This window comes from Streptomyces kanasensis, assembly GCF_043077165.1.
GTDB lineage: Bacteria > Actinomycetota > Actinomycetes > Streptomycetales > Streptomycetaceae > Streptomyces > Streptomyces changanensis.
This window is the reverse complement of the sequence record NZ_JBIBSF010000007.1, coordinates 176,592-190,311: the sequence shown is the minus strand read 5'-3', so window position 1 is coordinate 190,311 and position 13,720 is coordinate 176,592. Positions and strand designations below refer to the sequence as shown.

Genomic DNA, 13,720 nt, shown 5'->3' with positions numbered 1-13,720 from the left:
GGGTCCGGCCCGACGACGGCCGCGCCCTGCGCCTCGGCCCGCCGCGCCCGGGGCCTTCCGCCCCCGGGGACCCGTGGCCCCGGAAGTCACCTCAGCCCCGACCACCTCCCACCCCACCGGCCTCGGCCCCACCGGCCACCGCCCCGGCGACGGCCTCGGCCCCACCGGCCATCCCACCGGCCGCCGCACCGGCCTCGGCCCCGGCCGCCGCCTCGGCCCTCGCCGAGGCCGCCGCCGCGTTCGCCGCCATCCGGCGCAGCACCCGCAGCGCCGTCACGTACTCCTCGTCCGGTACGCCCTCGTGGATCTCGGACCTCAGCCGGGTGACGAGCCGCTTGATCCGGGCGTGGGCCTCCCGCCCCGCGTCCGTCATGCGCAGGGCGCCGGCCGCGTCGGCGGCGATCCACCCGCGGTGCAGGAGCTGGTCGAGGGCGCGCGGCACCTCCCGGGGGCCGTCCGCGACCTCCGCCAGCTGTACGGCGACGGCCGCGCGGGTCACGCCCTCGTCACCGGCGACGAGCACCCGGTTCAGGGACCACCACTGGGGCTGGGTGACGTCGAGGCGGGCCATGGAGTCGCGGAGGTGCGTGATGACGGCCCGGTGGGCCGCCCCGCTCCAGTAGCCGACGGGCTGCGCGGCGAGCTCGGCGTCGGAGGCGTGCGGGTCGGCGACGGCCGGGACAGTGGGTGTCGTGGTCATGCCTCGACGCTAGGACCTCGACTCGACTTGAGGTCAACCCGCACGCCACCCACTCCCCCGCTGAACACCCCGCTGCGCCCCGGGCAACCCGCGGTGTCGATAATCCGTCTAGCTGATCGCGGGAGGCGCTTCGACCTGCGCCACGACCGCCACTCCCAGCTCCACCCACCCAGCAGTACCAGCAGCATCCGCCGCAGTAGCAGTACGGGGGCACAAGTGAACGACATACCGGGGGGCCGGACTCGCGCTGCCGTGTTCCGGAACGGCGCGCGGCCCGGCCAGGCGCCCCGCGCCACCAGCCACGCCGCCGCGGGCCACACCCCCGACCCCGGCGTCCCCACCCCCGGCACCACCGCCCCCGCCGGCACCATCGCCCCCGGAGCCACCACGGCCGGCCGCCCGGCTCCCACGCCGCCCCCGGGCCCGACCCGGCGCCGCACCCTCGCCACCGCCACCGTCGCCGCGCTCGCCGGGACGGCCGGGCTCGCCGGCCTCGCGGGCCTCACCGGCTGCTCGGTCCCCACCCCGCGCCGCAGCGGCCCCACGGCCGACCCGGCGCCCGGCATGTCGATCACCAGCTCGCGGCGGGCGCAGCTCCTGCAGATCATGGCGCACCCGGACGACGACCTGTACTTCATGAACCCCGACTGCCAGCGCATGGTCGACGCCGGCGTCCCCCTCGTCTGCGTGTACGTCTCCGCCGGCGAGCACACCGGCAAGAACCACGTCCCCGGCAGCCGCACCGAGCCCGTCGCCGACCGCGCCGCCTACTCCTCCGCCCGCCACCAGGGCCTGCGCCAGGCGTACGCCGAGATGATCGGCCTGGACAAGTTCACGCCCTGGCAGAAGGGGGTGGCCACGCTCCGCGGCGGCCGCGAGGCCGAGATCGACACGCTCACCCACGGCCCCCGCCGCGTCGAACTGGTCTTCCTCAACCTCCCCATGCACACCCCCCGGCGCTGGATGGCGCTGCCCGCGCTGTGGCAGGACCGCGCGCTGGGCCTGCGGACCGTCGTCGCCACCGACTCCCCCGTCCGCCGCGCCTGCGACTACGACTACGACGGCCTGGTGGACGTACTCGTCGGGCTCATGGAGCGCTACCGGCCGACCGTCGTCCACACGCTCGACCCGGACCCCGACATCCAGCACAGCGACGAGGCGACCCGCAAGAAGGACTCCGAGCAGCGCGGGTACTCCGACCACGCCGACCACACCGCGGTCGCCTCCTTCAGCTGGGCCGCGATGGTCCGCTGGGTCGCCGAGGCCACCGGCGACGGCGGGTCCGTACCGGGGTTCGTGGCCACCTCGTTCCGCGGCTACTACAACCGCCACTGGCCCAAGAACCTCCCCGAGCCGGTCCTCCGGGAGAAGGCCGCCCACCTCGTCCCCTACGGCGGCGACCCGTCGTGGCAGTGCGGCAACAACGCGGGCTGCGGCGACTACATGGTCGGCGGCACCCGTCCCCTCACCAACAAGAAGGGCTGGGTCCGCGCCACCCACCACCGCTACCCCGGCCCGGGCCCGGTCGTGGCGACCGCCCCGGACGGACGGCTCCGCGTGTACGGGGTGCTCGGCCTGCGCGCGGTGTGCTGGCAGGAGACCGAGCCGGGCAGCGGCCAGTGGGGCGACCCGATCGACCTCGGCGGCGGCCCCCTCGCCCCGGAGCTCGGCGCGGCGACCCTGCTCGACGGCCGCCAGTTGCTGTTCGGGCTGCGGTTCGCCGCGCTCGGCGGGCACGGCGGCGCCAACGAGCGCGAGGTCGTGGTGCTGGAGCAGCGGGCGCCGGGCGGGCCGTTCCTCGCCTGGGCGGGCCTCGGCAACCCCGAGCGCGACGACGACCGCGGGCGCCGTGTCGGCGTGCCGGTCGCGGTGACGGCTCCCGACGGGCGCGTCCACCTCTTCGTGCGCAACGCGGACAAGGGCGTCAGCACCCGCGTCCGCGAGGTCGACGGCACGTGGTCCCGCTGGCGGGACGCGGGCGGCGCCGAGGTCCAGGACGGGTTGTCCGCAGCGGTCGACGGACGGGGCCTGGTGCACCTCTTCGCCGCCGGGCGGGACACGGTGCACCACTGGGCGCAGGACACCGCCGGCGGGCCGGTCGGGTTCCGGCCCGGCGGCGCCCTGCCCGTGCCGGGCGGACCGGTCGACGTGGCGGTCACCCCCTCGGGCGACCTCGCCCTGTACTACCGGCAGCCGGCCCGGCAGGAGCTCACGGCCGTCCGGGTCGACGGCGGCCGCCTGCCCGTACCGCGCTTCGACGGGTACGGCGCGGTCACCGCGACCGGCACCCCCCGGGGCCCGGTCCTCCTCGGCCGCGACCTGCGCGGCCGGGTACAGCTGCACGTCGGCGGCCGCGTCGCGGTCCGCGCGCGGGGCGTCGCCGCCCTGGAGCCGGTGACGCTGCACCTGGGCCCGAAGGGCGCGACGGCGGTCGGCGTCGGCGCGGACGCGTACCCCTGGTCGTGGTCCTCCCACACCGACTCGGCCTGACCCCCGCCCACTCCCGGCCCGGCCCCGGCCCCCACTCCGGGGGCCGGAACCCGGACCCGGGCCCCCTGGGGCCTGTCTTTCGGATCGTGCCGGGCTCGCGGCGTCCGGCACCGCGCCACGCCGCGTCGTCGTCGCTCGCCCATGCTCCGCAGGGCTCCTCCTCCGCCTCGCGATCGACAGGACCGGACGCCGCTCCCTGTCCGGCCTGATCCACAAGACAGGACCTGGGCCCTGACCTCCCGGCCGGCACCCCGCCCACCGGCACGCCCCGGCACGCCCCGGCCCTCTGCAGCCCGGCCGGCCCCTGATCCCCCAGCTCCGGCGCCCCGCACCGGGCCACGGACCGACCGATCCGCCGGACCCCTTGCCCCGGACCCGCGACCCGCCGGACCGGACCCCGGACGACAACGACGAAGGGCCCCGCACCTCACGGTGCGGGGCCCTTCGCGTGCAGCTCGATGGAGCTACCAGATCAGCCGTTCAGGCCGTCAAGAAGCGGAGCTTACTTGACGATCTTGGTGACCTGGCCGGCGCCGACGGTCCGGCCACCCTCACGGATGGCGAACTTGAGGCCCTCCTCCATGGCGACCGGCTGGATCAGCGAGACCGACATGGTGGTGTTGTCGCCCGGCATGACCATCTCGGTGCCCTCGGGGAGGGTCACGACGCCGGTCACGTCCGTGGTACGGAAGTAGAACTGCGGGCGGTAGTTGTTGAAGAACGGCGTGTGACGGCCACCCTCGTCCTTGGACAGGATGTACGCCTGCGCCTCGAACTCGGTGTGCGGGGTGACCGAGCCCGGCTTGATGATGACCTGGCCGCGCTCGACGTCCTCGCGCTTGATGCCACGGAGGAGCAGACCGACGTTCTCACCGGCCTGGCCCTCGTCGAGCAGCTTGCGGAACATCTCGATGCCGGTGACCGTGGTGGTGGTCTTCTCCTGCTTGATACCGACGATGTCGACGGTCTCGTTGACCTTGAGGACACCACGCTCGATACGGCCGGTGACGACGGTGCCACGACCGGTGATCGTGAAGACGTCCTCGATCGGCATCAGGAACGGCTTGTCGACGTCACGCTCGGGCTGCGGGATGGACTCGTCGACGGCCTTCATCAGGTCGAGGACGGACTGGCCCCACTCGGCGTCGCCCTCGAGCGCCTTGAGCGCCGAGACCTTGACGACCGGGAGGTCGTCGCCCGGGAACTCGTACTCGGAGAGGAGCTCACGCACCTCGAGCTCGACGAGCTCCAGGATCTCCTCGTCGTCCACCATGTCGGCCTTGTTCAGGGCGACGACGATGTACGGCACGCCGACCTGGCGGGCCAGGAGCACGTGCTCCTTGGTCTGCGGCATCGGGCCGTCGGTGGCGGCGACCACGAGGATGGCACCGTCCATCTGGGCCGCACCGGTGATCATGTTCTTGATGTAGTCCGCGTGACCCGGGCAGTCGACGTGCGCGTAGTGACGCGACTCCGTCTGGTACTCGACGTGCGCGATGGAGATGGTGATACCGCGCTGACGCTCCTCAGGAGCCTTGTCGATCTGGTCGAAGGCCGAGGCCTCGTTCAGGTCCGGGTACTTGTCGTGCAGCACCTTGGTAATGGCGGCCGTGAGGGTCGTCTTACCGTGGTCGATGTGACCGATGGTGCCGATGTTGACGTGCGGCTTAGTCCGCTCGAACTTCGCCTTCGCCACTGGGGTCCTCCTGTGGAGTGGTTCTGTACGCCTTACTCATCGGCGCCAGGTGATCTTTGCTGGGATGCCGGCCCCGGGACGTTCCGCCACTCCGCTCGCGCGGTGTGGGGCGGAACGCCCCGGTGTATCCGGTGACAAGCCTAAAGCGTGAACTCGGTGGAGTTACTCGCCCTTGGCCTTCGCGATGATCTCCTCGGCGACGTTCCGGGGAACCTCGGCGTAGGAGTCGAACTGCATCGAGTAGCTTGCGCGACCCGAGGTCTTGCTGCGGAGGTCGCCGACGTAGCCGAACATCTCCGACAGCGGCACCAGGCCCTTGACGACACGGGCACCGGCACGCTCCTCCATGGCCTGGATCTGGCCACGGCGGGAGTTGATGTCACCGATCACGTCACCCATGTAGTCCTCGGGCGTGGTGACCTCGACGGCCATCATCGGCTCGAGGAGCACGGGGGACGCCTTGCGCGCGGCCTCCTTGAAGGCCTGCGAGCCGGCGATCTTGAAGGCGAGCTCGGAGGAGTCGACCTCGTGGTAGGCACCGTCGAGCAGCGTGACGCGCACGCCGGTCATCTCGTACCCGGCGAGGATGCCGAACTGCATGGCCTCCTGCGCACCGGCGTCGACCGAAGGGATGTACTCCTTCGGGATGCGACCACCGGTCACCTTGTTCACGAACTCGTACGAGGCGTCGCCGCCCTCGATGGGCTCGACCGCGATCTGCACCTTGGCGAACTGACCGGTACCACCGGTCTGCTTCTTGTGGGTGTAGTCCACGCGCTCGACGGCCTTGCGGATCGTCTCACGGTACGCGACCTGCGGCTTGCCGACGTTGGCCTCGACCTTGAACTCGCGCTTCATGCGGTCGACGAGGACCTCGAGGTGAAGCTCGCCCATACCGCCGATGACGGTCTGGCCGGTCTCCTCGTTGGTGTGCACCTGGAAGGAGGGGTCCTCCTCCGCGAGACGCTGGATGGCGACACCCAGCTTCTCCTGGTCACCCTTGGACTTCGGCTCGATGGCGACCTCGATCACCGGCGCCGGGAAGTCCATGGACTCCAGGATCACCGGGGACTTCTCGTCGCACAGCGTCTCACCGGTCGTGGTCTGCTTCAGACCCATGACGGCGATGATGTCGCCGGCGCCCACCGAGTCGATCTCCTCACGCTTGTTCGCGTGCATGCGGTAGATCTTGCCGATGCGCTCCTTCTTGCCCTTGACGGAGTTCAGCACCGAGGTGCCGGACTCCAGGCGACCGGAGTAGATCCGGACGAAGGTGAGCTTGCCGAGGTGCGGGTCGCTCATGATCTTGAACGCCAGCGCCGACAGCGGCTCGTCGTCGGACGGCTTGCGCTTCACGACCGTCTCGGCGTCCTTGACGTCGTGGCCCTCGATGGCCTCGATGTCGACGGGCGACGGCAGGTAGCGCACGACCGCGTCGAGCAGGGGCTGGACGCCCTTGTTCTTGAACGCGGTACCGCAGAACACCGGGGTCACCGTGGTGCCGGTGCCCTTGCCGGACGCGATGGTGATACGACGGATCGCGGCGTACAGCTGCTCCTCGGAAGGCTCCTGGCCCTCCAGGTACAGCTCCATGATCTCTTCGTCGTTCTCCGCGACGGCCTCGATGAGCTTGTTGCGGTACTCCTCGGCGGCCTCGGTGTGGGTGTCCGGGATGTCGACGACGTCGTACATCTCGCCCTTGGCGGCCTCGGCGGACCAGACCAGCGCCTTCATGCGGACCAGGTCGATGACGCCCTTGAAGTCCGCCTCGGCACCGATCGGCAGCTGCATGACGAGGGGCTGCGCGCCCAGGCGGTCCGAGATCATGTCCACGCAGCGGTGGAACTCGGCGCCCGTGCGGTCGAGCTTGTTGACGAAGCAGATGCGCGGAACGCCGTAACGGTCCGCCTGCCGCCACACGGTCTCGGACTGCGGCTCCACACCGGCCACACCGTCGAACACCGTCACGGCGCCGTCGAGGACGCGGAGCGAACGCTCCACCTCGACGGTGAAGTCGACGTGACCCGGGGTGTCGATGATGTTGATGGTGTGATCGACGTCCTCGAGCGACCAGTGGCAGGTCGTCGCGGCGGACGTGATCGTGATGCCGCGCTCCTGCTCCTGCTCCATCCAGTCCATCGTGGCAGCGCCGTCGTGGACCTCACCGATCTTGTACGAAACACCGGTGTAGAAGAGGATGCGCTCGGTGGTGGTCGTCTTGCCCGCGTCGATGTGGGCCATGATCCCGATGTTGCGGACCTTGGCCAGGTCAAGCGAAGTGGTAGCCATAAGGCTTCAGTCTTCTCTCGGTCTCGATGTGGGTGCGACTACCAGCGGTAGTGCGCGAAGGCCTTGTTGGACTCGGCCATCTTGTGCGTGTCCTCGCGCTTCTTGACCGAGGCGCCGAGGCCGTTCGAGGCGTCCAGCAGCTCGTTCATCAGGCGCTCGGTCATGGTCTTCTCGCGACGGGCGCGCGAGTAGCCCACGAGCCAGCGCAGGGCGAGGGTGGAGGCGCGACCGGGCTTGACCTCGATCGGCACCTGGTAGGTGGCGCCACCGACACGGCGGGACTTCACCTCGAGAGCCGGCTTGACGTTCTCGAGCGCGCGCTTCAGCGTGATGACCGGGTCCGCGCCGGTCTTCTCGCGGAGGCCCTCCATGGCGCCGTAGACGATGCGCTCGGCGGTGGAACGCTTGCCGTTGAGCAGGATCTTGTTGATGAGCGACGTCACCAGAGGAGAACCGTAGACCGGGTCGATGATGACCGGGCGCTTCGGGGCGGGGCCCTTACGAGGCATTCTTACTTCTCCTTCTTGGCGCCGTAGCGGCTGCGGGCCTGCTTGCGGTTCTTGACACCCTGGGTGTCGAGCGAACCGCGGATGATCTTGTAGCGAACACCCGGCAGGTCCTTCACACGGCCACCACGCACGAGCACGATGGAGTGCTCCTGCAGGTTGTGTCCCTCACCCGGAATGTAGGCCGTGACCTCGATCCCGGAGGTCAGACGCACACGCGCGACCTTGCGGAGGGCCGAGTTCGGCTTCTTCGGGGTGGTCGTGAACACACGCGTGCAGACGCCGCGGCGCTGAGGGGAACCCTCAAGGGCGGGCGTCTTGTTCTTCTCGACCTTGTCCTGCCGGCCCTTCCGGACCAGCTGCTGGATCGTAGGCACTACTTCTCCGGTTTCTGTGTGCCGTGTAGTGAAGCTAACCTGGAACGTCGCCGACCCACGCGGTCGGGTGTGTCGAATCCGCCGAACCCCCGCCCGGGCGGGGAGGAGCGCGAATTGCGGTGGCCCTTGAGGACTCGCCGTGCGGTTGAAGACACGCACAGGAGCCCAGGCACACCCCAGGCACAAGGTCTGAGCGTACCTATCGCATGGACTCCGGTCAAAACAAATGCCACGCCGAAGATCAGTCACGACCGGCCGGAGACCGCCCCCCGCACGGGTGATCGGCCGGGTGGGCCACCGGACCCCCCGTCGGGCCCCCGACCGCACCCCGGTCGCCGCCCTGAACTGCCCCTTCCCGCCCGCCTGGGTGCCCCTGGGGGCCCGCGCGGAACCGGAGGCGCCGCCTCGTACCACGAGCGCCGCGAGGCCCGTACGGGCCCGCGGGTCCCCGCCGGCCGCCGCACGCTCCGGCACCCGCGAGCCGCCTCGGGGCGGGCACACGGACATCCGTACGAGGAGTGGCCGGACCGCGGGGCCGGACCGTCGAGACCGCCGCGACGGCCGGAGGGCCACCCCCGAATTCGGACCGGCCCCGGCCCGACCCCGTGCCGGGAGGGCTGCGGTCCGAATCCGCATCGGCATGCTGCGGCCCGCCCGCGTCGACGGGCCGCAACGCCGACCCGTATCCGACTGCGGCCCGAAACCCGCGTCGGAGTGCACGGCCCGTGCCCGCGCCGGTGTGCCGTGACCCCGGCCTGCGTCAGGACGCCGCCGACCGAACCCGCGAGGGGGCCTGCGGCCCGGCCCCACGTCCGGGTACTGCCCGCCGGTCGCTTACCGGCCGGCCCCGGTGTCCGTGCGCCGCGGGCCGACCCTGTGACGGGCTGCTCCGCACCCGGACCACACCCCGGTGCGGCGGCCCGGACCCACGTCCAGGCACTGCGACCGCACCCGCTGCGGCCTGCCGCAGCCATGTCGGGCGTCGCAGCCGAACCCGCCAAGGGGTGCTGCGGCCCGGACCCGCGTGCCAGTGCTGCGCTCCGGGCCCGTGACCGGGGACCACGGACCTGGGATCGCGTCCTGGCGCGGCGGCCCGACCCGCGGCCGGGCGCTGCCGGCCGACCCCATGACCGGCCCCTGCGGATCGGCCCCTCGTCCGGGCTGCTGGCCGGACGAGTGACGGGTGCCGCGGACCGGGACCGCGTCCCTGTGCCGCCCGGACCGTGACCGGGCACTGACGGCTGGACCCAGTACGGGTACCGCCCACCGGACCCGTGACCTGGCGCAGCGAGCAGGACCCACGTCCCGGCGCTGCCGACCGAACCCACGGCCGGGTGCACGGGCCGTACGCACGGGCCGAGACCCCCGGACCCCGTTGCCTCGCGGGCCGAGACCCCCGGACCCGGTTACGGGGTCACGATCCCGAACCAGGCCCGCCACTGACGGGTTCCGTACCAGGCCCGCCCCCCGCAGACTCCGGACCAGGCCCGCACCCCGACGGGCCCCGGACCAGGTCCGCGCCCGAGAGGCCCGGACCGGGCGTCGGCCGAGCAGCCCCAGGGCCCGGCGGGCGGCCCGGCCGTGGACCGGCCTCCGGCCGGTGACCGGCCCCGGACGCGCCGGAGGGCGGCACCCCGTCCACGACGGGGTGCCGCCCTCCGATCAGACTGCGCGCTTACTGGTTGTACGGACCGTAGTCGTAGTCCTCCAGCGGAACGGCCTGGCCGGAGCCGGTGCCGAACGGCGAGTAGTCGATGTCGTCGTAGCCGACGGCCGAGTACATCGCGGCCTTGGCCTCCTCGGTCGGCTCCACCCGGATGTTGCGGTAGCGGGACAGGCCCGTACCGGCCGGGATGAGCTTACCGATGATGACGTTCTCCTTGAGGCCGATCAGGGAGTCGGACTTGGCGTTGATCGCCGCGTCCGTCAGGACCCTGGTCGTCTCCTGGAAGGAGGCCGCGGACAGCCACGACTCCGTCGCCAGCGACGCCTTGGTGATACCCATCAGCTGCGGACGGCCGGAGGCCGGGTGGCCGCCTTCCGTGACCACACGACGGTTCTCCTGCTCGAAGCGCGAGCGCTCGACGAGCTCGCCCGGCAGCAGCTCCGCGTCGCCGGACTCGATGATCGTCACGCGGCGGAGCATCTGCCGGATGATGATCTCGATGTGCTTGTCGTGGATCGACACGCCCTGCGAGTTGTAGACCTTCTGCACCTCGCCGACCAGGTGGACCTGGACGGCCCGCTGACCGAGGATGCGCAGCACGTCGTGCGGGTTCTCGGTACCCACGGTGAGCTTCTGGCCCACCTCGACGTGGTCGCCCTCGCCGACCAGGACACGGGCGCGCTTCGAGATCGGGTAGGCCGTCTCGTCGCTGCCGTCGTCCGGCGTGATGACGATCTTCTTGGTCTTCTCGGTCTCCTCGATGCGGACCCGGCCCGACGCCTCGGCGATCGGGGCCATGCCCTTCGGGGAGCGGGCCTCGAAGAGCTCGACGACACGCGGCAGACCCTGCGTGATGTCGTCACCGGCCACACCACCGGTGTGGAAGGTACGCATCGTCAGCTGGGTACCGGGCTCACCGATGGACTGGGCGGCGATGATGCCGACCGCCTCGCCGATGTCGACCAGCTTGCCGGTCGCGAGCGAACGGCCGTAGCAGTACGCACACGTGCCGACCGCGGACTCACAGGTGAGGACCGAGCGGGTCTTGACCTGCTCGACACCCGCCGCGATGAGCTGGTCGATGAGCACGTCACCGAGGTCGACGTTGGCCGGCGCGATCACCTTGCCGTCGACGACGACGTCCTCGGCGAGCATCCGGGCGTACACGGAGGTCTCGACGTCCTCCGCCTTCCGCAGGATGCCGGCCTCGTCCTTCGAACCGATCCGCAGCTTCAGACCGCGGTCGGTGCCGCAGTCCTCCTCGCGGATGATCACGTCCTGCGAGACGTCCACCAGACGACGGGTCAGGTAACCCGAGTCGGCGGTACGCAGGGCGGTGTCGGCCAGACCCTTACGGGCACCGTGGGTGGAGATGAAGTACTCCAGCACGGACAGGCCCTCGCGGAAGGACGCCTTGATCGGACGCGGGATCGTCTCGTTCTTGGCGTTCGACACCAGACCGCGCATACCCGCGATCTGGCGCATCTGCATCATGTTTCCTCGCGCACCCGAGTTCACCATCATGAAGATCGGGTTCGTCTTCGGGAAGTTCTCGTTCATCGCGTCGGCGACCTTGTTGGTCGCCTCGGTCCAGATCTGGATGAGCTCCTGCGTGCGCTCGTCCTTGGTGATCAGACCACGCTCGTACTGCTTCTGGACCTTCTCGTCGCGCGCCTCGTACTCGGCGACGATCGCCTTCTTCGCCTCCGGGACGACGACGTCCGAGATGGCGACGGTGACGCCGGAGCGGGTGGCCCAGAAGAAGCCGGCCGCCTTCAGGTTGTCGAGCGTCGCCGCCACGATGACCTTGGGGTAGCGCTCGGCGAGGTCGTTGACGATCTCGGAGAGCTGCTTCTTGCCGACCGTGTAGTCGACGAACGGGTAGTCCTCGGGCAGCAGCTCGTTGAAGAGCGCGCGACCCAGGGTCGTCCGCAGACGGAACGAGTCGCCCTGCTGCCAGGGACCGAGGCCCTCGTCACCCTCCTCCTCGACCGGCGGGGTCCAGCCGCGGGGCGGGACGGAGCCGATCGGGAAGCGGATGTCGACCTTCGCCTGGAGCGAGAGCTCCCGGGCGTCGAAGGCCATGATCGCCTCGGCGGTCGAGTTGAAGGCGCGGCCCTCACCCTTGACCTCGCGCTCCTCCTCGTCCGTGGTGAGGAAGAAGAGGCCCAGCACCATGTCCTGGGTCGGCATGGTGACGGGACGGCCGTCGGCCGGCTTGAGGATGTTGTTCGAGGACAGCATCAGGATGCGCGCCTCGGCCTGCGCCTCCGCGGAGAGCGGCAGGTGGACGGCCATCTGGTCACCGTCGAAGTCCGCGTTGAACGCGGTGCAGACGAGCGGGTGGATCTGGATGGCCTTGCCCTCGACCAGCTGCGGCTCGAAGGCCTGGATGCCGAGGCGGTGCAGCGTGGGCGCACGGTTCAGCAGCACCGGGTGCTCGGCGATGACCTCTTCGAGCACGTCGTACACGACCGTGCGGCCGCGCTCGACCATGCGCTTCGCCGACTTGATGTTCTGCGCGTGGTTCAGGTCGACCAGGCGCTTCATCACGAACGGCTTGAAGAGCTCCAGCGCCATGGCCTTGGGCAGACCGCACTGGTGCAGCTTGAGCTGCGGGCCGACGACGATGACGGAACGCGCCGAGTAGTCGACTCGCTTGCCGAGCAGGTTCTGACGGAAGCGACCCTGCTTGCCCTTCAGCATGTCGCTGAGGGACTTCAGCGGGCGGTTACCGGGACCGGTGACCGGGCGACCGCGGCGGCCGTTGTCGAAGAGCGCGTCGACGGCCTCCTGGAGCATGCGCTTCTCGTTGTTCACGATGATCTCGGGCGCGCCGAGGTCGAGAAGCCGCTTCAGACGGTTGTTGCGGTTGATGACGCGGCGGTACAGGTCGTTCAGGTCGGAGGTCGCGAAGCGGCCACCGTCCAGCTGCACCATCGGACGCAGGTCCGGCGGGATCACCGGGACGCAGTCCAGGACCATGCCCTTGGGGCTGTTGCTGGTCTGCAGGAAGGCGGAGACGACCTTGAGGCGCTTGAGCGCGCGGGTCTTCTTCTGGCCCTTGCCGGTGCGGATGATCTCGCGGAGGCGCTCGGCCTCCTCGTCGAGGTCGAAGGACTCCAGGCGCTTCTGCAGCGCGGCGGCGCCCATCGAGCCGTCGAAGTAGGTGCCGAAGCGGTCGCGCAGCTCGCGGTAGAGCAGCTCGTCGCCCTCGAGGTCCTGGACCTTGAGGTTCTTGAAGCGGCTCCACACCTCGTCGAGACGGTCGATCTCGCGCTGGGCGCGGTCGCGCAGCTGCTTCATCTCGCGCTCGGCGCCCTCGCGGACCTTGCGGCGCACGTCGGCCTTGGCGCCCTCGGCCTCCAGCTCGGCCAGGTCGGTCTCGAGCTTCTTGGCGCGGGCCTCGAGGTCGGCGTCGCGGCGCTGCTCGATCTGCTGGCGCTCGACGGAGACGTGGGCCTCCAGCGACGGCAGGTCGCGCTGGCGGCGCTCCTCGTCGACGTACGTGATCATGTACGCCGCGAAGTAGATGACCTTCTCCAGGTCCTTCGGGGCGAGGTCCAGCAGGTAGCCGAGCCGGGACGGGACGCCCTTGAAGTACCAGATGTGGGTGACGGGGGCGGCGAGCTCGATGTGGCCCATCCGCTCGCGGCGCACCTTGGCGCGGGTGACCTCGACGCCACACCGCTCACAGATGATGCCCTTGAAGCGGACACGCTTGTACTTGCCGCAGTAGCACTCCCAGTCCCGGGTGGGGCCGAAGATCTTCTCGCAGAAGAGTCCGTCCTTCTCGGGCTTGAGGGTGCGGTAGTTGATGGTCTCCGGCTTCTTGACTTCGCCGTGGGACCACTGTCGGATGTCGTCCGCGGTGGCCAGGCCGATCCGCAGCTCGTCGAAGAAGTTGACGTCGAGCACTATGCGTCAATCCCTCTCAGGGTTGTGTCAATCAATGGTCTGTACGGGTCGCTGGGAGGCCGGCCGGATGGGAGATCC

General features: G+C 70.5%; 7 protein-coding genes. 1 reads left to right on the top strand and 6 read right to left on the bottom strand.

The annotated features are described in order from the left end of the window. Positions 1–91 precede the first annotated feature (91 nt). Positions 92–700, bottom strand: a complete 609-nt coding sequence (locus ACF053_RS19060; RefSeq protein ID WP_391954972.1) for a MarR family transcriptional regulator — start codon at positions 698–700, stop codon at positions 92–94. Between the two features lie 369 nt (positions 701–1,069). Between ACF053_RS19060 and ACF053_RS19055 the strand changes: the two genes are divergently transcribed. Further along, positions 1,070–3,190 carry a PIG-L family deacetylase gene (locus ACF053_RS19055; RefSeq protein WP_391955140.1) on the top strand — a complete coding sequence of 707 codons (2,121 nt, stop codon included), beginning with the start codon at positions 1,070–1,072 and terminating at the stop codon, positions 3,188–3,190. A gap of 502 nt (positions 3,191–3,692) precedes the next feature. Here the strand turns inward: ACF053_RS19055 and tuf are convergent. The 5 genes from tuf to ACF053_RS19030 form a co-directional block, all read right to left on the bottom strand. Then, entirely contained in the window at positions 3,693–4,886 is a 1,194-nt protein-coding gene (tuf, locus tag ACF053_RS19050; protein WP_058942712.1) for an elongation factor Tu, read from the bottom strand. A gap of 162 nt (positions 4,887–5,048) precedes the next feature. Then, on the bottom strand, positions 5,049–7,175 hold the full coding sequence (gene fusA / locus ACF053_RS19045) for an elongation factor G (RefSeq protein ID WP_391954971.1): 2,127 nt from the start codon (positions 7,173–7,175) through the stop codon (positions 5,049–5,051). Positions 7,176–7,213: 38 nt separating this feature from the next. Next, positions 7,214–7,684, bottom strand: coding sequence for a 30S ribosomal protein S7 (gene rpsG / locus ACF053_RS19040; protein WP_058942710.1), 471 nt, complete (start codon positions 7,682–7,684; stop codon positions 7,214–7,216). A gap of 2 nt (positions 7,685–7,686) precedes the next feature. Then, the gene (gene rpsL / locus ACF053_RS19035; protein ID WP_003948652.1) at positions 7,687–8,058 is read right to left on the bottom strand and encodes a 30S ribosomal protein S12; all 372 of its coding nucleotides are present in this window, start codon (positions 8,056–8,058) and stop codon (positions 7,687–7,689) included. A 1,675-nt stretch (positions 8,059–9,733) separates the two neighbouring features. Further along, the gene (locus tag ACF053_RS19030; protein ID WP_058942709.1) at positions 9,734–13,642 is read right to left on the bottom strand and encodes a DNA-directed RNA polymerase subunit beta'; all 3,909 of its coding nucleotides are present in this window, start codon (positions 13,640–13,642) and stop codon (positions 9,734–9,736) included. Between the last annotated feature and the right edge of the window lie 78 nt (positions 13,643–13,720).